The organism is uncultured Dokdonia sp. (genome assembly GCF_937910895.1).
In the GTDB taxonomy this organism is placed as follows: Bacteria; Bacteroidota; Bacteroidia; order Flavobacteriales; family Flavobacteriaceae; genus Dokdonia.
The window spans coordinates 92,410-111,694 of the sequence record NZ_CALEMI010000126.1; the positions used below are offsets into that span (position 1 = coordinate 92,410).

General features: G+C 36.8%; 23 protein-coding genes. 14 read left to right on the forward strand and 9 right to left on the reverse strand.

Annotation, left to right across the window (positions count from 1 at the left end; translation table 11 throughout):
• Positions 1–7 precede the first annotated feature (7 nt).
• From Q0505_RS15145 to Q0505_RS15170, 6 genes are all read left to right on the forward strand, one after another.
• Complete coding sequence (locus tag Q0505_RS15145; RefSeq protein ID WP_299214544.1) at positions 8–268, forward strand: hypothetical protein; 261 nt, start codon at positions 8–10, stop codon at positions 266–268.
• Entirely contained in the window at positions 252–884 is a 633-nt protein-coding gene (pnuC, locus tag Q0505_RS15150; protein WP_299214547.1) for a nicotinamide riboside transporter PnuC, read from the forward strand. Before Q0505_RS15145 ends, pnuC begins: the two co-directional genes overlap by 17 nt.
• Positions 845–1,405 carry an ATP-binding protein gene (locus tag Q0505_RS15155; protein ID WP_299214550.1) on the forward strand — a complete coding sequence of 187 codons (561 nt, stop codon included), beginning with the start codon at positions 845–847 and terminating at the stop codon, positions 1,403–1,405. The genes pnuC and Q0505_RS15155 overlap by 40 nt, the downstream gene beginning before the upstream one ends.
• A complete protein-coding gene (locus Q0505_RS15160) occupies positions 1,402–2,955 on the forward strand; it encodes a DUF4301 family protein (RefSeq protein ID WP_299214553.1) in 1,554 nt (517 codons plus the stop codon). The genes Q0505_RS15155 and Q0505_RS15160 overlap by 4 nt, the downstream gene beginning before the upstream one ends.
• A gap of 49 nt (positions 2,956–3,004) precedes the next feature.
• Positions 3,005–3,406: an alternative ribosome rescue aminoacyl-tRNA hydrolase ArfB gene (gene arfB, locus Q0505_RS15165; protein ID WP_299214556.1), complete on the forward strand. Its 402-nt coding sequence runs from the start codon at positions 3,005–3,007 to the stop codon at positions 3,404–3,406.
• A gap of 664 nt (positions 3,407–4,070) precedes the next feature.
• Positions 4,071–6,446 carry a TonB-dependent receptor gene (locus tag Q0505_RS15170; protein ID WP_299214558.1) on the forward strand — a complete coding sequence of 792 codons (2,376 nt, stop codon included), beginning with the start codon at positions 4,071–4,073 and terminating at the stop codon, positions 6,444–6,446.
• A gap of 79 nt (positions 6,447–6,525) precedes the next feature.
• On the opposite strand, the gene Q0505_RS15175 is transcribed toward Q0505_RS15170, so the two are convergent.
• A complete protein-coding gene (locus Q0505_RS15175; RefSeq protein ID WP_299214560.1) occupies positions 6,526–6,948 on the reverse strand; it encodes a hypothetical protein in 423 nt (140 codons plus the stop codon).
• 217 nt (positions 6,949–7,165) lie between these two features.
• Here Q0505_RS15175 and greA point away from each other — a divergent pair, with 217 nt between their 5' ends.
• Both greA and Q0505_RS15185 read left to right on the forward strand, forming a co-directional pair.
• Positions 7,166–7,642, forward strand: coding sequence for a transcription elongation factor GreA (gene greA, locus Q0505_RS15180; protein WP_299214563.1), 477 nt, complete (start codon positions 7,166–7,168; stop codon positions 7,640–7,642).
• Positions 7,643–7,646: 4 nt separating this feature from the next.
• A complete protein-coding gene (locus tag Q0505_RS15185; RefSeq protein ID WP_299214565.1) occupies positions 7,647–8,039 on the forward strand; it encodes an HIT family protein in 393 nt (130 codons plus the stop codon).
• On the opposite strand, the gene Q0505_RS15190 is transcribed toward Q0505_RS15185, so the two are convergent.
• Together Q0505_RS15190 and Q0505_RS15195 are read right to left on the reverse strand one after the other, a co-directional pair.
• The gene (locus Q0505_RS15190) at positions 8,031–8,612 is read right to left on the reverse strand and encodes an NUDIX domain-containing protein (protein WP_299214567.1); all 582 of its coding nucleotides are present in this window, start codon (positions 8,610–8,612) and stop codon (positions 8,031–8,033) included. The genes Q0505_RS15185 and Q0505_RS15190 overlap by 9 nt on opposite strands.
• Complete coding sequence (locus tag Q0505_RS15195; RefSeq protein ID WP_299214569.1) at positions 8,605–9,798, reverse strand: HAMP domain-containing sensor histidine kinase; 1,194 nt, start codon at positions 9,796–9,798, stop codon at positions 8,605–8,607. Before Q0505_RS15195 ends, Q0505_RS15190 begins: the two co-directional genes overlap by 8 nt.
• 195 nt (positions 9,799–9,993) lie before the next feature.
• Between Q0505_RS15195 and Q0505_RS15200 the strand changes: the two genes are divergently transcribed.
• The 4 genes from Q0505_RS15200 (at position 9,994) to aat (ending at position 13,617) form a co-directional block, all read left to right on the forward strand.
• Positions 9,994–10,869 (forward strand): flavin reductase family protein, encoded by an 876-nt coding sequence (locus tag Q0505_RS15200; protein ID WP_299214572.1) that lies wholly within the window; start codon positions 9,994–9,996, stop codon positions 10,867–10,869.
• A gap of 40 nt (positions 10,870–10,909) precedes the next feature.
• Complete coding sequence (locus tag Q0505_RS15205; protein ID WP_299214574.1) at positions 10,910–11,293, forward strand: DUF3127 domain-containing protein; 384 nt, start codon at positions 10,910–10,912, stop codon at positions 11,291–11,293.
• Between the two features lie 304 nt (positions 11,294–11,597).
• Entirely contained in the window at positions 11,598–12,956 is a 1,359-nt protein-coding gene (locus tag Q0505_RS15210; RefSeq protein WP_299214576.1) for a TIGR00366 family protein, read from the forward strand.
• 1 nt (position 12,957) lies between these two features.
• On the forward strand, positions 12,958–13,617 hold the full coding sequence (aat, locus tag Q0505_RS15215) for a leucyl/phenylalanyl-tRNA--protein transferase (protein ID WP_299214578.1): 660 nt from the start codon (positions 12,958–12,960) through the stop codon (positions 13,615–13,617).
• A 46-nt stretch (positions 13,618–13,663) separates the two neighbouring features.
• Here aat and Q0505_RS15220 read toward each other — a convergent pair whose 3' ends face one another.
• A complete protein-coding gene (locus Q0505_RS15220; protein WP_299214580.1) occupies positions 13,664–14,230 on the reverse strand; it encodes a DNA-3-methyladenine glycosylase I in 567 nt (188 codons plus the stop codon).
• A gap of 261 nt (positions 14,231–14,491) precedes the next feature.
• Here Q0505_RS15220 and Q0505_RS15225 point away from each other — a divergent pair, with 261 nt between their 5' ends.
• On the forward strand, positions 14,492–15,100 hold the full coding sequence (locus Q0505_RS15225) for a thioredoxin family protein (protein WP_299214583.1): 609 nt from the start codon (positions 14,492–14,494) through the stop codon (positions 15,098–15,100).
• Here Q0505_RS15225 and Q0505_RS15230 read toward each other — a convergent pair whose 3' ends face one another.
• The 5 genes from Q0505_RS15230 to Q0505_RS15250 all read right to left on the reverse strand — a co-directional run bounded on the left by Q0505_RS15230 (position 15,101) and on the right by Q0505_RS15250 (position 18,333).
• Positions 15,101–15,913, reverse strand: coding sequence for a hypothetical protein (locus tag Q0505_RS15230; RefSeq protein WP_299214585.1), 813 nt, complete (start codon positions 15,911–15,913; stop codon positions 15,101–15,103).
• Positions 15,870–16,598, reverse strand: a complete 729-nt coding sequence (gene truB, locus Q0505_RS15235; protein WP_299214588.1) for a tRNA pseudouridine(55) synthase TruB — start codon at positions 16,596–16,598, stop codon at positions 15,870–15,872. The genes Q0505_RS15230 and truB overlap by 44 nt, the downstream gene beginning before the upstream one ends.
• 23 nt (positions 16,599–16,621) lie before the next feature.
• Positions 16,622–17,419, reverse strand: coding sequence for an undecaprenyl-diphosphate phosphatase (locus tag Q0505_RS15240; protein WP_299214590.1), 798 nt, complete (start codon positions 17,417–17,419; stop codon positions 16,622–16,624).
• Between the two features lie 271 nt (positions 17,420–17,690).
• Entirely contained in the window at positions 17,691–17,969 is a 279-nt protein-coding gene (locus tag Q0505_RS15245; RefSeq protein WP_299214631.1) for a DUF3098 domain-containing protein, read from the reverse strand.
• A gap of 28 nt (positions 17,970–17,997) precedes the next feature.
• Positions 17,998–18,333 (reverse strand): hypothetical protein, encoded by a 336-nt coding sequence (locus tag Q0505_RS15250; protein WP_299214593.1) that lies wholly within the window; start codon positions 18,331–18,333, stop codon positions 17,998–18,000.
• Positions 18,334–18,438: 105 nt separating this feature from the next.
• Here Q0505_RS15250 and Q0505_RS15255 point away from each other — a divergent pair, with 105 nt between their 5' ends.
• A complete protein-coding gene (locus tag Q0505_RS15255; RefSeq protein ID WP_299214596.1) occupies positions 18,439–19,152 on the forward strand; it encodes a hypothetical protein in 714 nt (237 codons plus the stop codon).
• Positions 19,153–19,285: the final 133 nt, after the last annotated feature.

Consider the following 19,285-nt stretch of genomic DNA (forward strand, 5'->3'; position numbering starts at 1 on the left):
AATAAAAATGAATATATCTGTAGAACTTACCTTCACTCCCCTCCAAGATAATTATGAACCAGCTATTACTGCGTTTATTAAGCAACTAAGAGCTTCGGGGTTCACGGTTTTAGAAAATCCGTTATCCACTCAAGTGTATGGAGAGTACGACGCTGTCATGGAGATGCTTACCAAAGAGATAAAGAATAGCTTTTCCAGTATCGAGATTGGCTTATTCCAAATCAAGATTGTCAAAACAGATCGCAGTGATTATGTCGCAGATTTTTGATTTTTTTATAGACGCCTATAAAGCAACTCCTACGTGGATGATTATCTTAGAAGGGATCGCTTTTATATTTGGAATCCTCAGTGTAATATATGCCAAAAAAGCAAATATTCTCGTCTATCCTACAGGACTAGTTGCTACAGTCATTACCGTATATTTACTATGGAAAGCAGGATACCTTGGTGATATGATGATGAATTTTTACTACTCTGTCATGAGTATTTACGGTTGGTGGAACTGGTCTCGAAAAAAGAATAATAAACTCGCCGTTCCTATTTCTAGAACAAATGCTAAAGAAAAATGGATAGGCTTTGGACTTTTCGTTGCCACGATGTGTATCACTTATATGGTATATCTATGGGATGGAAGAGACATGGATATTCCAAGTTATATAGACACCTTTACCTCAGGTATTTTCTTTACCGCTATGTGGTATATGGCAAACAAGAAACTAGAAAACTGGACCCTTTGGATTTTTGCAGACCTCATCACAGTCCCACTCTATGCCTATAGAGGTTTAGGAATGTTATCACTACAATATTTAATCTTTACCATCCTTGCTATTCAAGGATATCTCGCATGGAAGAAACACTTAGACAACAACCCAGTAGCTGCATAAAAATCTGCATTTTTGGTCCAGAGAGTAGTGGGAAGAGTACGCTTTCGCGAAAGCTATCTCAGCATTACAACGCACCATTAGTTCCTGAATATGCCCGAGAATATCTTCAAAAACTTTGGGATGAAGAGCAAAAAATATGCAGACCTAAAGATCTGCTTCCCATTGCTGCAGGACAAATGCAACTTGAAAATAAAGCCTCAACCACACAAGCACCCCTACTAATATGCGACACCGATTTATTGACCACCAAGGTATATAGCGAAGCCTATTATGAAAGTTGGTGTCCAGAATTATTGACCAAGTATGCCTTAAAAAATACCTATGATTTGTATCTTTTAACCTATATTGACACCCCATGGGAATCTGATGATTTAAGAGATCGTCCTGAACGACGACAAGAAATGTTTGATCATTTTAAAATTGCATTAGAACACAATAACAGACCGTATATTTTGTTAAAAGGTTCTGTAGAAGAGCGCATGCAACTCGCTACTAAAACTATAAACCAATTCGTATTTTGAATTTTACGCAGAAAGATACCGACACGCTCTTAAAAAAGGGAATCTCTCAAGAACAAGTATTCGAACAAATCATGCTGTTTAAGCAAGGTTTACCCTATATAGATTTAAGAGATCCTGCTATTATTGGTCACGGTATCTACAGTTATACCCAAGAAGAAGAGCAAGCATTTATCTCACATTTTGAAAAACAAAAAGAGTCCTTAGACCTGCTCAAATTTATTCCTGCATCTGGAGCAGCCACTCGTATGTTTAAGTTTTTATTTGAGTTTATAGAAAATTATGACCCTGCTCAAGAAACAGTAAACGCCTACATTAATAGAAACAATGCTCAGGAATTACGCTTATTTTTTGTTGGTTTAGATAGCTTTCCATTTTATAAAAAAGTACGTGAACAACTCAAAAAAACGTATGATGAAAATGACCAAGCGGATGTTAACCTCAATCGTATTCGGTTTGTAAAAACCATGTTGGAAGAAGAGGGGCTTAATTTTGGAAACAAACCCAAAGGTCTTTTCCCGTTCCACAAATACAAGTCTCATAATGCTTCTGCTTTTGAAGAACACCTTTTTGAAGCTGCATTGTATACAAAAACAAAAGCCACTGCTCGATTACATTTTACCATTTCAAAAGAACATTATCAAAAATTTAAAGCTCAGTTTTCCAAATCTCAAAAATGTATTGAGCAGAAAACAAATACTACATTTGATATTACGTATTCCTTTCAATCTCCTGCGACAGACACGATTGCAGTCACAAAAAAAAATGTCCCTTTTAGAGAAGAAAACGGATGTTTGTTATTTAGACCTGGCGGTCACGGATCTTTAATTCAAAACCTGAATGAGCAAGAAGCCGATATTATTTTTATAAAAAATATAGATAATGTCGTCGTTCACACGTATGAGAAAGAAGTTGCTTACTACAAAAAAGTACTAGCAGGTAAACTTTTAAAACTGCAACAACAAGCATACGACTTCTTACAACAAATGGATGATCATGAGATCTCTGAATCTGAAATTTTAGATATTGTCCATTTCTTACAAAATGAATTTAGCTTAAAGCTCGCTACAGATTTTGAGAAATTCTCCCAAAAATATCAAATCGAATACCTAAGAGAGCAACTTGATAAACCCATACGGGTATGCGGGATGGTGAAAAATGAAGGTGAACCTGGAGGGGGCCCTTTTTGGGTAAAACATGAAAGTGGTCGTATCAGCCTACAAATCGTAGAGAGCGTACAGATAGACCCTAACAACAAACATCAACAAAGCATTGTTGCTAAAGCCACCCATTTTAACCCTGTAGATATTGTGTGTGGCATTAAAAATTACAAAGGAGAGAAATATGATCTTACCAACTTTATAGATCCAAAAGCAGGTTTTATTACGCACAAAACAGTCGCAGGAAAACCCATAAAGGCATTAGAACATCCAGGGCTTTGGAACGGCGCTATGGCATTCTGGAACACTATTTTTGTAGAGGTTCCACTTATTACATTTAACCCCGTAAAGACGGTAAATGATTTATTGAAGCCTGCACATCAGGTAAAATAATTGTCCTATAAGTGTGTTCTGAATACGCTCTAAATGATAAAAAACACCTGTGAACAAAGAACTCCTTCTTACTGAACTTACTTTTAAAGCCACTAGAAGTAGCGGTCCAGGAGGACAACACGTCAATAAAACAAGTACACGTGTAGAGCTTTATTGGTCACTAGAAGATTCTCAGGTTTTTTCTGAAAATCAAAAAGTACGCTTACGCGAAAAACTACACAATCGCCTTACCAAAGAGCAAATACTCATTCTTGCTTCTGGACAAACAAGAAGTCAACTTAAAAACAAAGAACACGTCACCAAACGCTTTTTTGAACTTCTAGAAGAAGCCGTTACACCACCTAAAAGACGTAAGAAATCAAGACCTTCCTATTCCTCAAAAGTCAAACGATTAGCCTCTAAAAAACAGCATTCTGAAAAGAAATCCAACCGAAAAAAACCAAATTTTTAATCCGCATTATGCATTAGAACTTCGTGATGAAGCTTGAAGAAGCAATAAAATATGGTGTTTTCTGAGTTTTAGCATAGCATCGCTATGGTTAACTCAAAAAGGTAGTGTAATGGCATATTTTGAAGCTTATTCAAGTTGTAATAGATTTTCTAATGCATAATGCGAGTTTAATCGCAGAGCGATAGCCAAGGGTTTAATTCCCAAAGCTTGCCCCAAAATTTAAGACTATTTTCGGAGGCATACCTCATACTTTATAGTCAATGATTTTTATTCTTCGTTATTTTTTTCCAATAAGTTACATTTTATTCTTTTTTACATAGTACTTTTGTATCATCTCAAAGGGGTGCTATTTCAAATACTAAATGTAGAACACCGAATGACGAAAAACTTCGTCGCTCTTTTTTCTAAATTTAAACTTTGATTGGCTGAGATTATACCCATTGAACCTAGAACAGATAATGCTGTTTAGGGACGGCCGAGTTAACATGTCCAATAGACATTTTAAAGAGGAGCGAGCAGACGTGCTGGCTTTTTGAATTCTTTGTGCCGGCGAGATGTTTTTCGCAAGAGAAACCACTCTTCAATTCCGTGCGTTTGTATGGGTATTTTCTATTTAAAAATCAGGATAATTACCCTTTTTATTCTTAACAAACCAACACTACGGATGAAAAAAATCCTCACTATTATTTTTGTACTATGTGCAACAATTACGTTCGGTCAAACCTACACGGTTTCTGGAACTGTAAGTGACTTAAATGGTCCTCTTTCGGGAGTAAGTGTGACCAAAAAAGGAGCAACAAATGAAGTAACCACAGATTTTAGTGGTAAGTATACTATTGAATTAACAAGGGGTTCTCATATACTTGTTTTTAGTACGATAGGTCAAGAAATTGAATATAGTATTAGAGTTACAAAAGATTCTGTATTGGATATTCAACTTGATGATAAAATAGAATCATTAGATGAGGTCTTAGTTCGCGCCGTACGTGTCAATGCCGACTCTCCTATTACCCACTCCAACCTCAGTAAAGAACAACTAGCAGAGCGTAATTTAGGACAAGATATTGCCACTCAAATCAAATTCCTCCCCAATGTCGTGACCACCTCAGATGCAGGAGCAGGTATTGGATATACAGGGTTTAGAGTGCGAGGGACAGGGAATCAGGGAATCAACGTCACCATCAACGGAATTCCGTATAATGATGCGGAGAGTGCTACCAGCTTTTTTGTCAACCTTCAGGACTTTACCTCTTCTATAGAAAATCTACAGTTACAACGTGGTGTAGGAACCTCCACAAACGGACCAGGTGCTTTTGGAGCAAGCTTAAACATTCTAACAGATGCAGTGTCTGACGAAGCCTCTGCAAGTACAGCACACTCTTTTGGATCGTTTGGTACCAGACGCCATAATGTAAAGTTTAGTACAGGTCTTTTAAATGATCACATTGAAATCTCTGGACGTTTATCACAAATCAAATCAGATGGATTTATAGATCGTGCCTCCTCAGATCTAAAGTCATACTTTCTTCAAGCTGCTTATAAAGACGATAATACCCTAATTAAAGTGATTAATTTTGCAGGATCTGAAGTAACGTATCAATCTTGGTTTGGTGTCGATAGAGAAACAGCTGAAAATAACCCAACATTTAACCCTGCGGGACAATTTACAGATGAAGATGGGAATATTAGATTTCATGAAAATCAAGTAGATGATTACAAACAAGATCACTACCAAGTACACTGGAATCAAAGATATAATAACAATTGGAGTACCAATCTTAGTTTCAATTACACCTATGGACGTGGATTCTTTGAAGAATACGAAGAAGATGACGACTTTAGTTTTTATGGACTGACTCCTATTACAATTGGTGGCGAGACCATTGAAACCACAGATTTGATACGCCGTCGTTGGTTGGACAACGATTTTTACGTGGTAAATGCGAACGTTAATTACAAAGACACTCAATGGGATTTCACCTCTGGTTTATTTTGGAGCCAATATGATGGAGATCATTTTGGTGAAGTGATTTGGGCGCGTTTTGCAAGCGATTCTGAAATAGGTGACAACTATTATTTTGGTACAGGTGAAAAGGGGGAGTTTTCCGCTTTCGCGAAAGCAACCTACAAAGTAAACAATCAGTGGAGCGTGTATGGAGATCTTCAAGGAAGATTTATCAACTATGAGACAGACGGCATCAACTCTGATGTAGCAGAATTTATCGTAGATGAATCCTATAGTTTTTTCAATCCTAAAGCAGGGGTTACGTATAAACTAAATGATGAAAATCAATTTTATGCTTCCTATGCACGTGCCAATCGTGAGCCTAACCGTACTGATTTTGAAAATGGAGACCCAAGACCCGAACGTCTTAATGACTTTGAATTAGGATGGAGATACAATACAGCTAAAGTAAAACTAAATATAAACGGATATTATATGGGTTTCCGTGATCAGTTAGTTGTTTCTGGTATTGACAATGTAGGCGCCCCCATACGTACAAATAGTGGTCAGAGTTATAGAGCAGGTGTAGAGATAGAAGCTGCGGTACAACTAACTCCAAAATTAAGTGTCTATCCTAATCTTGCGCTGAGTGCAAATAAGAATAGAGATTTCTTATTTCAAAGAGATGGGGTATTACAAAATCTTGGAGACACCAATATCTCATTCTCTCCTGATATCGTAGTAGGGAATACACTTCAGTACACCCCTGTAAAAGGACTTACCCTTCAATTCCTATCCAAATTTGTAGGAGAGCAATACCTAGGAAATATAGACAGCCCTACCTCGCTATTAGATAGTTACTTTGTAAATGACTTTAATGTAACCTACGAATTAGGAGAAGTCGCCTTTTTTAAAGGAATTACATTAAATCTATTGGTGAATAATATATTTGACGAGCGATTTATCTCAAATGGGTACTTCTTTACGTTCGATGATGATTTTAGTGTTCCTGGAGAAATTACAACCGTTGAAGGCGCAGGTTTTTATCCACAAGCAGGTACTAACTTCTTAGTTGGGACTACTTTAAAATTCTAAGTCAGAAACCTTACTTTTAAAACATATAAAAGCCCACTCGTTTGAGTGGGCTTTATTTTCTTATTACTATTTCGAATGATTAGTTAGAGACGATAATCACATCGCCACTTTGTTCTACTCGATAATTAACCATGGTATAGTCCAATACTTCACCTGCGGCTTGTCCTGTAAAAAGGTTATAAGTATGTGCATCATCACACTGGCAGACCACTTCAATACCATTTATCACCATTGTTGAGCATTCATTAGGGCTATGATTAGGATCTGTTGCTTCCCAAGCCATTAACCCACTTCCTGTATTGATGACAAACACACCTCTCACACCACCATTGGGAACATATACTGGATTACTAGGAATTTGTAAATCTAATGCATCAATATTTCCCAACTGAATACTAAAACCAATATCAACAACAAAAGGATTGTTGGAACGTCTATCATCATCTGATGAACATCCAAATAATAGCAATATAACAAAACAAAAAAGTAGGGTAGTACGCATTAATCTAGGTATCTATAATTATTTATGTGACTGGGTTTGCTTTCGCGAAAGCGCACCTCTTTAAAGTCGCAATTTACTACAAAACGACGAAGCAAGTAAAATATTTTGTATATTCGTAAGGCAAATCCCGAAAGTGGGATTTTTTTATTCCCGGCTCGTCGGGAATTCTTATATAATACAATGAAGCCTATCTAAAAGGCATTTAAAAATACAGAATATGGGTAAAGTAAATTATTACACTGCCGAAGGTTTAAAAAAACTTAAAGATGAACTCAATCATTTACGAGATGTAGAACGTCCTAGAGCATCTCAAGATATTGCTGAAGCTAGAGATAAAGGCGATTTGAGTGAAAATGCAGAATATGATGCAGCAAAAGAAGCACAAGGAATGTTAGAAATGCGCATCTCACAACTAGAAGAACTTGCTTCTAATGCGCGTATTATAGATGAATCTCAACTAGATACTAGTAAAGTGCTGGTACACTCTACCGTTAAAATTAAAAATCAGATTAACGGCATGGAAATGTCGTATAAGCTTGTTGCTCAAAATGAAGCTGATGTCAAAACGGGTAAAATCTCTGTAGATTCTCCTATAGGAAGAGGGCTTTTAGGGAAAAAAGTAGGCGATGTTGCCGAAATCCAAGTACCTAGTGGTGTGATGAAATTTGATATTATAGAAATCAAAAGAGGATAAGAGTATGGCAAGTATCTTTACAAAAATTATCAATCGAGAGATTCCAGGACACATCATTCACGAAGATAATCGTCATATTGCAATATTAGATATAAATCCTAATACCAAAGGGCATACGTTATGTATTCCTAAAGAAGAGGTAGATCGTATTTTTGATCTTTCTGAAGAGACGTATCTGGATTTGATGGCGTTTTCCAGAAAAGTAGCGATTGCGTTAGAAAAAGCAGTGCCTTGTCAGCGTATTGGTGTGAGTGTGATTGGGCTTGAAGTGCCTCACGTACACGTGCATTTAATTCCGCTTCAAACGATGGAAGATGCTCGTTTTATGAAGAAAACCTCCATGACTTCAGAAGAGTTCAAACAGCTTATCAAAGAGATTCAAGCACATTTAAGCTAAGATTCCCTGCAATTTTAAATACTGCAACAATATCACGGTTTTTGCATCTTTGATCTCACCAGTTTGGATCATTTTATACGCTTTCGCGAAAGCGTACTCATGCACCAAAATATCTTCATGCTCTGTCGTCACACCACCTCCTTCACTCACTTTATCTTTTGCCGTATAGCTGGCAATAAATAAATGAACGGTTTCTGTCACAGACCCTGGAGACATATATAAATCCATCACTTTTTCTACTTTAGAAAGATGGTATCCGGTCTCTTCTTCTATTTCTTTTTTAATAGCCGTTTCTGGATCATGATCATCTAGTAAGCCTGCACACACTTCGATAAGCATCCCACTTGGATTTCCGTTAAAATAGGTAGGCATACGTAATTGCTCCGTCAGGATTACACTCCTTGATGTTTCGTTATACAATAACACCGCAGCCCCATTCCCTCTATCGTAGACTTCGCGTACTTGAGGTTCCCAGTTTCCTTTAGAATCTCGGTAATCAAACGTTACCTTATGTAAGGTTGCCCAATTATCTGAAAGCAGTATTTTTTTGATGTTTTTTAGATACTCAGGCATCGTGAACGAGTTTAAGTTGAATTTGCATGGTGGTTCCTTTGTCTATTTCGCTTTTAAGAACACCTATTTTACCATCGTGATACTCTTCGATAATTCTTCGCGCCAATGATAATCCTAATCCCCAACCACGTCTTTTTGTTGTAAATCCAGGTTCAAAGATGCTATTAAATTTACTCTTGGGGATTCCTTTTCCTGTATCAGAGATTAATACTTTGGCATAATTGGCATCACGGGTAATGACAAGAGTTAAGTCTCCCTTGCCTTTCATAGCGTCTATGGCGTTCTTGAACATATTTTCGATAGTCCAGCCGTACAACTGTTTATTGAGCATCACGGGTAGTTCGCCTTCTGGCAAGTCTATAGTAAACTTAATGAGTTTGGAGCTTCGGTTTTCTAGGTATTCAAACGTCTCTTTGGTTTCCTTAATAATGTCAACCACTTTTAAATCCGGCACCGATCCTATTTTACTAAAACGATCAGTAATAGTTTCCAGTCGATCAATATCCTTGACCATTTCTTTGATATAGTCTGGATTGACATCTTCTGTCTTTAAAATTTCTGTCCATCCCACCAAGGAAGAGAGTGGTGTTCCTATTTGGTGTGCTGTTTCTTTTGCCATTCCTGCCCAAAGCAAATTTTGCGCAGAAGACTTAGAGGTTAAATAATAAAAATAAATCAGCGCTATAAATAGAATCACAATAATCAAAAGGGCAATAGGAAAATATTTAAGCTGAGCAATAATGGGAGAATTCCCATAATACAACGTGTTTGATTTTACACCGTCCCATACAATATCTATGGGCTGATTAGTGAGTGCATATTCTTGCGCAAGTTGTGCTAACTCTTCTTGTGTTAATTCATCACCATTGGGTATGTTTACATAATCATAGGTTTCTTCTTCCAGATTATAGGTAAGTGTGGGAATGGTATTATTTTCAGAAAGGATTAATAGATATAAATTACTTAACGACTCGTCTAGTTGGCGAGCTTCTTTTTCTGTAGGCAAAATATCTGATGTTTCAGCAAGGGCTTTTTTAGCCGCTGCAAACATCTGCATCTTACTGCGTTCTGACTCTTTAAGTTGATCAAAAAATAAAAGGACATTCCACAGAATAAGTGTGGTAATCACCAAAGAAGAAATAATAATAAACCACCTCGCATATTGAGGTTTTGGGCTAAAATTCATGAAAGAACACTTTTAATAAATATAGAATTAAAGTCGTAAAAATACGCTTTGAAAAAGGAAAAACTTTGCTTCTCAACAACAAACGGAATAAATAAGTACATCGTATATATTGCTATAAGGGGGATTTGACAAAATGATTGGATAAAGTTTTCTCATAGCATTTCCTCTTTTCCTACCTTTGAAAAAACCTTTTATATGCAGACAATAGACCCGAAAGAAATTTCTGTTCCAAAACTATTTGGGCATTTAACGGGAGCTGTGGGGCCACGTCCTATTGCTTTTGCTAGTACTATAGATACTCAAGGCAATGTAAATCTTGCGCCTTTTAGTTTTTTTAATATTTTTGGCGCAAACCCTCCTATTTTGGTGTTTTCTCCTTCTAGAAGTGGTCGAGATAACTCTACAAAAAACACCTTAGACAATGTACTTGAAGTACCAGAAACAACCATAAACATGGTAGACTATGCTATGGTACAACAAATGAGTCTGGCTAGTACGGCATACCCAAAAGGAGTCAATGAGTTTACAAAAGCTGGACTTACGGAGCTTGCTTCAGAAAGTGTGCAACCACCTCGTGTTGCAGAATCTCCCGTGCAGTTTGAATGTAAGGTGATAGAAGTAAAGCCTCTGGGTACAGAAGGTGGCGCAGGGAATCTTGTAATCTGTGAAATTGTTAAAATTCATATAAAAGAGGAAGTTTTAGATACTAATGGAGACATTGACCCGTTAAAAATGGATCAAGTAGCCCGAATGGGTGGTAATTGGTATAGCCGCGCCAACCAAGGATTATTTGAAGTTCCTAAACCTATTGTACAATTAGGCATAGGAGTAGATCAGGTTCCTGAAGCCATTAGATTAAGTACTATACTTACAGGAAATGACCTTGGAATGTTGGGTAATATAGAAGAACTTCCTACAGCAAAAGAGATCTCAAAATTCATTGCTGAACATCCAGAAATACAAAAAATAATACAAACTGGAAATCAAAATAAGTTGCATAAAAAAGCACAAGAGTATCTCGTTGAAAAGAATGTGAATAACGCGTGGAAAGTTCTCCTTGCAAAGCCCTAATTTTTAGCTACATTTACACCTTTAAATTCTTATTTGAGAGATGGAAGTACAAGGAAAAGTAAAAATGATCGGAGAGACACAAACCTTCGGCAGTAATGGATTCAGAAAACGTGAAATCGTTGTTACAACAGAAGAGCAATATCCTCAGCACATTATGGTGGAATTTGTTCAAGATAAAACAGATTTACTCAACAATTACCAAGTAGGACAAAATGTAAAAATAAGCATCAACTTACGAGGTCGTGAGTGGGTAAATCCACAAGGTGAGACAAAATATTTTAATAGCATACAAGGATGGCGTATAGAGAACTTGCAAGATGTAGCTTCACAAGGAGCTCCAGATATGCCAGCTATGCCTCCAGCAGATGCCTTTGAGCCTGCAAACAATCTGAACACTGAAGATCATGATGATTTACCGTTTTAGGTAATCATCTTGGAACCCCTAAAAGTTCCAACTTCGCCCGTAGTTATCCCCTTAGCTACGGGTTTTTTTATTAGCGAAACACTGTTTTGTAAAGTCTCAAAGACCCCTAAAAAATAGGTGGTTGAACTAATTTCGCTTTTCCAGCGGAATCTATGGTTTAATACCTTTTATTCCATAATTATTGCGTAATACCATTTACGATAAAATGGTATACCTGTTATAGATAAAGCTCTTACCAAGCAATCTCATTGCAAATAGCTAAACCCATTTTTAGTATCTTTCTCATCTCATTAAGCAATCCAATATGCCCATCACAAAAACCATAGAAACACTTTTTCAAAAGTACATCCCTTCTCCTTTTGTGATTGCTATTTTATTAACGCTACTCACTATGGGATTAGCGCTACTGTTTACAGAAAATCCTTCTGAAACTTCACATGCCATTACCATTTTAAAATTTTGGGAAGAAGGCATCTGGAATAACGATCTCTTGGTGTTTGCCTACCAAATGATGCTTATTCTTGTACTAGGACACGTATTAGTATTAAGCAAACCCATGAACTGGTTGATTTCTAAAATTACTGTTTATGCAAAAGATACCATAAGTGCTGTATTGTTAATAAGTGTAACCACGATGCTTGTTGCCTTTTTTAATTGGGGGTTAGGACTCATCTTTGGCGCTATCATGGCTCGTAAAGTAGGAGAAGCTGCTTTACAAAAAGGCTTTAAAATCAACTATCCTCTGGTAGGTGCTTCGGGATATATTGGGCTGATGATCTGGCACGGAGGCATGAGCGGATCTGCACCTTTAAAAGTAGCCGAAAAAGGACATCTCACCAATATGATGGATGGGATTATCTCACCAGAAAAACTCGCTTCAATCCCAGAAATTATTACCAGTCAGCAAACTATTTTTAGTTGGTGGAATCTCCTCATATTTGGTATCCTACTCATTGTCATTCCCTTTACTTTTTATTTGCTTGCGCGAAATGGAAAAACAACCGAATTGCCTAATTTTAGCATCACGAAAGAAACTATTGAAGACCAAGAAAAAAATGACAAACTAGATCATTCAAAAATCCTTGCTATAGGATTTGGTTTTATAGGCATCACTGCTTTTTTTGCTAGGTATTATGGAGAATCATTATCTCCTAATATGCTTAATTTCCTAATGCTAGGACTCGGGATTATTTTACACGGTAATTTTAAAAATTTTCTCAAAGCCGTTGAAGAATCCATTGGTGGCGCTAGCGGGATTTTAATTCAATTTCCGTTATACTTTGGTATTATGGGCATCATGAAAAGTACGGGTATGGTCACGATGATCAGTGATGCTTTTATTACGGTGGCGACAGAAACCACCTTACCTATTTTTACCTTTTTCAGTGCCGGACTCGTCAATGTTTTTGTTCCAAGTGGTGGTGGCCAGTGGGCAATACAAGGCCCTATTGTGATAGAAAGTGCACTATCATTAGGCGTTCCTTTACCCAAAGCTATTATGGCGCTTGCCTACGGAGATCAAGTTACCAATATGCTACAACCCTTCTGGGCATTGCCGCTACTAGGTATTACAAAATTAAAAGCGAAAGAGATTTTACCTTATACTCTCGTTTTGATGATGGTAGGAAGCACTGTTTATATTTTAGGATTATTATTGTTATAATATGCACATACTCACAGACAGTCTAGCCTTTCCACACCCCTCTCTAGCAGAAGAAGATGGACTACTTGCCGTTGGAGCAGATCTACAACCTGAACGCTTACTACTTGCGTATCGATCTGGTATTTTTCCTTGGTTTAATGAAGGGCAGATGGCTTTATGGTGGAGTCCTGACCCCCGTATGGTAGTCAAACCACAAGAAGTATATGTATCAAAATCAATGCGTAAAGTGTTACGCGACAACTCATTTAAAGTCACCTATAATCAACGATTTTTGGAAGTGATTCTCGATTGTAAACGTATCAAAAGAGAAGGTCAAAACGATACCTGGATTACCAACGCAATGGTTGCCGCCTATCTTAAACTACATGAGATGGGACATGCGATCTCTGTCGAGGTTTGGCAAGAAGATCTATTGGTGGGTGGACTCTATGGTATTGACCTCAAAGAGAAAGGTGTTTTCTGCGGTGAAAGTATGTTTTCAACAGTCAGCAACGCTAGTAAAGTAGGGTTTATTACGCTTTCGCGAAAGCTAACAAAAGAAAATTACCATCTTATAGATTGCCAAATGTATACCGATCATCTCGCGAGTCTAGGTGCTACCGAAATTCCTAGAGAGAGATTCTTAAAATATCTAGCTCCCATTCCTAAAAGCTTTCCATAAGAAAAAAGAAACTTCATAAAATCCTCTCTCCCTTTTGGGAGAGGACTTAGGAGAGGGGCTTATACCGATGACAACCAATTTCATGATCATTCACCATTCCTATAGCTTGCATAAACGCATAAATCACGGTAGAACCCACAAATTTAAAGCCTCGCTTTTTTAAGTCCTTACTGATCTGATCACTCAGAGGAGTATTTGCTGGACAATCTTTATAATGATTCCAACTATTTTGAATGGGCGTGTTATCCACATACGACCACAAGTACTTAGAAAAGCTACCAAATTCTTTTTGAATTTCCATATATAACTTTGCGTTGGTCACAGTACCACGCACTTTGAGTTTATTACGGATGATCCCTGCATCTTGCAACAGGCTATGAATCTTATTCTCATCATACTGCGCAATACGTTTGTAGTTAAAATGATCAAAGGCGACTCTAAAATTCTCTCGCTTACGCAAAATAGTGATCCAACTCAATCCCGCCTGAAACGTTTCTAGCACTAAAAATTCAAAGAGTAAACCTTCATCTCTGAGGGGTGTGCCCCACTCGTTATCGTGATAGGCCTCATATAGATCGTCGCCTAGGCACCAGCCACATTTGTGTTTTGTCATAGTAGATATAATTAATAGTATTTATAAAGATAATTTAAAAGCTTTAGTATGGAGTCCTCTATCTCCTGTAGAGGATAAATAGACATAAGGAATATGGAAATCTTATTTCTTTAAAAGCCTGTATGGGCATCCTTACAGTCAAACAAAACAAGAAATAGAACTCTACATATTATTCCATTTTTGATTATAAAAAGTGTCATTTAGACAATAATAGGTATGTAAGTTTGTCTTTTCTTTGTCGTCTTACAGATTATAAAAAAAATGATAGAAAAATCAAAAAAACAAATCGTTCAAGAAGCGCTTCCAAATGCGATTTCTTATGAAGATTTCAGACTGTTAATGGATCATCATGCGAGACAAGGAACAAGTACAGGTCCTCAACAGACAGAAGCACTTTCTAATTATACCATGTTGAATCAGCGTCGGATGAAACGCTTAGATAAAACGATTAAATTACAGGAAATAGACATCGCAAAAATTAACAGTTTTAAAGGAGATGTGACTTGGCTTGTCATTACAGAAAGTTGGTGTGGAGATGCAGCGCAAACCATGCCTGTGATGCAAAAAATAGCCGAACTTTCTGAGGGTATTGACTTGAAAGTGATCTTACGTGATGAAAACCTAGAATTAATGGATGCCTTTTTATACAATGGAAGTCGTTCTATTCCTAAACTTATCGCTATAGATAATACCTCTGGAGAGATTCTAGGAGATTGGGGGCCTCGTCCCTCTGAAGCAACCCAACTCGTCAATGATTACAAAGAAGCACACGGAAAACTCACACCTGAATTTAAACAAGATTTACAAGTTTGGTATACTAAAGATAAAGGTCAAAATACGATAGAAAATTTAGTCGCTTTCCTAGAATAACTACCCCTGAAAGTTAAACGTAATCGTTCCTTTCTGAGAAATTGTAGACGTACTATTAAATAAAGCGTCAGAAGCATATAAGAGTGCTTGATCTATTAGGCATCCATTGGAAGAAGTGGATGCTTTTTTATTGTATTCTTTTTTAGTAATTGTCCCCGTACTGTTCACTTCTATGTTCAGTACAATTTTTCCTAACGCATCACAAGTATATACTGGATTAGGAATCTTAACAGCATTCCTATCTTTCAAATTATATGAGACTGTGCTTTGCCTATTTCCCTTTTTAGTATTGCGTTCTTTCTCTCTTGCTTCAATTTGAGCCTGGACACGCTCATTGCGTTCAGCCATGGCTAGTTCGCGAGACTTTTTATTTTCTTCTAGTGCTTTTTCATTTTCGGCAACAAGATCTTCTACACTAGATAACTGTTGTTCTTCAATTGCTTTACGTATGAGATCATCTTCAGAAAACAATTCCTTGCTTTCATTGCGTAATTCACTTGAGTTATACGCTTGGTGACTTTTAACTGTAGATAGCTGTTTTTTAATTTCCTCTTCTTCCTGCGCTTCCTCTACAAGCGGTTCTTGGATTACAGGAATCTCTATGAATGTTTCTTCTGGATTCGGATTCTGATACGGTTTTACGCCTAAAAAGAAAAAGACAAGCACCAAAAAGCCTGCGCCCGAAAACGTAATAAGCATAGATTTATCTTGATGACTCAACTTCATAAGGTGTCTAAAATAATCAAAATCTCCTATACTACACAGGAGATTAACAGTCTTTGCTATGATCCCGTGACTCAAAACTATGTTCAAACGTCACAAGATCTTGTGCTTGATCTACGGAATAATCACCTATTTTGGTTCTTTTTAATACAGTAAGATGTGCCCCACTTTGCAATCCTTTTCCCATATCATACGCCAGTGATCGGATATACGTTCCTTTACTACAACGCACTTTAAAGTCGACTTCTGGCATGGCAATTCGGGTGATTTCAAAATCGTAAATCATGATTTCTCGGGTTGGAATAGCGACTTCTTCCCCAGCTCTTGCAAATTCATACAAGCGTTTTCCGTCTTTTTTTAAAGCAGAAAATATAGGGGGTCTTTGTTGGATGGCTCCTTGGTACGCTTTCGCGAAAGCGTATACAGCCTCCTCCGTAATATGATCTGTAGCAAAGGTTTGATCTACCTCCGTTTCTAGATCGTACGATGGTGTTGTTCCGCCTAGCATAACCGTGCCTGTATATTCCTTCTCTTGCCCCATAAACTCATGGATTCGCTTGGTAAACTTCCCCGTACAAATAATCATCAAACCTGTAGCGAGCGGATCTAAAGTGCCTGCGTGCCCTACTTTAATCTTTTTGATATTCAGATTCTTACGAATCAGCCAACGTACCTTATTCACCAACTGAAACGAACTCCATCCCAACGGTTTATCAAACAGTAAAATTTGTCCGTCTTTGTAATCTTGGTCGGTGAGGTTTGATATATCAGACATACACTGAGATTTTTCAGAACAAATTATCGATTATACAAACTGAACCCAATGGCGATCAATCCTACAATTAAACAGTAAATTGCAAACCAAGACAGTTTACTTTTCTTGACCAGTTTGATCATCCATGTACAGGCAACAAGCCCTGCCAAAAATGCCGCAAGGAATCCTATAATAAGTACAGGCATATTACTTGCTTCTGTAGTCAGCTCACCTCCTAAAATATCTTTGGCAATCTTACCTAAGATTAATGGAATCACCATTAAAAACGAAAAACGAGCCGCCTTACTTTTATCATTTCCTAACAATACAGATGTTGATATCGTAGCACCGCTTCGCGAAATTCCAGGAATCATAGCAATTGCTTGCGAAACACCAATCACAAACGCATTTGAGAAAGAAACTTTTTTCTGTGTGTCTTTTGCCCTATCTGCCATCCATAATAAAACGGCAGTGATAATAAGCATACACCCTACCAAAAGGATATTACCGCCAAACAAGGCTTCGAGTTCTTCTTCAAAAAACAACCCAACAATTACCGCAGGGAGCATAGACACGATAATCTTTGTAGAAAACTGCGTCTCTTCATTCCATTTGAATTTGAGCAAACCGCTTAGAATCCCCCAAATATCTTTTCTAAAAACAACAATGGTACTCAATGCTGTTGCAAAATGAACGACAACGGTAAACATCAAACTTTCTTCTGGGACAGACGTATCACCAAGAATGGCTTTTCCAATCTCCAAGTGACCACTAGAAGAAACAGGTAAAAATTCGGTTAGACCTTGGATAATACCAAGCAAAAGGGCATCTAGATTATTCATGGGTGCAAAGATGCGTTTACTAAGTCAAAATGACAAATAATAAAGAGAAGAGTATTACTAGAAATAATGTAGCTCCTACTAGCACATTCCAGAAACTATAGTCCCTCCAAAGTTCAAATATAGAATCACCACCTCGAAGCTCTATAAGTGTCTTCGGTTTTCCTAAAACTTTAAAAAAACAATAACGAACCCAAACACCTAAAACTTCTACTATGATAAATTCCAACAAATTTCTAAAGAATAAACACTCTTAAATTAATGTAGAAATAGCTTACTTTTCCTCTTTATTTGAATTTAAAAGAATCGCATACACCTCAATCCCAAAACCTATTAAGACAATAGCAGGTGCCAAACGGATACGTCTCCAAGAGTAGATCTCTGGATTAAAGACATTAGGATCATCACTACCACCACCAGACATCAATATAAAACCAAGCGCAATCACTCCAAGTCCAATAAGCATCCATTGGAAGTTTTTATTACCAAAAATAAATTCGGTTTGATGATTCGTCGACGTTGATGATGTTATTTTACGTTTTTTCTCTCCCATGGTTCCTGTCCGCATTAGGCGGGTATCTTTAATTAAATTCTGTAAATAAAATCTCGTCTCCAATCGCTACCTGAGTACTATGATTGGTCAAAGATCCTGTGATTGTACTTCCAAGATGCAAAATACCATTTTTATTTAAAACTTTCTCACGAAATCCTTCTAATGTATACCCTCGCTCCAACCCTCTGTTGATATAGTATATACTTCCATCTGCTTCTGCAAAAACAATATCTTTTACACCACCTTCATATACCTTTGTTACTGTAATTGCTTTGACTTCACTATTCGCTTTTGTAGGCGCCTTCATAAGGCAAGATGTGGATACTAAAGAAATAAAAAGCAAAAGGATAAAAATACGTTTCATACAAAAATTGCTTTGATAAAGGAACGAGTGAGCGGTTAAAATATTTTGTGATATGAAAGCATCTTTTTATTCTAAAAAAATTATATTTTCAATGAAACTTAAAATATGAATAACAAAACAGACTTAAATAATAATAAGACTGACAAGTTAATTTCACTCGCCAAATCTGTTGTTGGAGCAGTACCATTTGCAGGAACTTTACTTTCTGAATTAGTTGAAAATATTATTCCAAATCAAAGGCTTGAACGATTATCTAATTATATAGAAGAACTAGATAAGAAGATTTCAAAAATACCATCTGAAAAAATTGATAAATTAATTAAAAGTGATTTTTTTGTTGATTTAATTGAAGAAAGTTTTGTCCAAGCATCAAGAGCTTTCACAATTGAAAGACGAGAATATATAGCCACAATAGTAGCAAATGGCATAACCGACAACTCAATTGAATTACAAGATTCAAAATATTTATTAAAAATTTTACAGGAATTAAATGATATAGAAATAATTTGGTTGAAATATTATACAACTTCACTAACCGGAGATATTGAATTTAAAGAAAAGCACAAAAATGTTTTAACAAGAGTACAAGTATATATGAATTCTGAAAATGAAACTCGTCAAAAAGCCTTTCTCCAAAAAAGTTATAGTCTTCACCTTGAAAGGTTAGGCTTAGTAAGAAACCATACTAAAATCAACAAAAAAACTTTGCAACCAGAAGTTGATCGAACTACCGGAAATTTTGAAATCTCATATACAACAATTACAGAACTTGGTAATTTATTGTTAGAGCAAATAGGATTGATAAAATCAACAAAATAAAAGTTATAAACGTCTAATAGAAGATATTAATTTAAGTCACGCTTTCAACGAAATTCCCTCAGCTTACAACCTTGCACATGCCTTTTAGGCTTTGCAACGTTGAGTCTCAAAAACAATGAAAAGATCCCGCTTG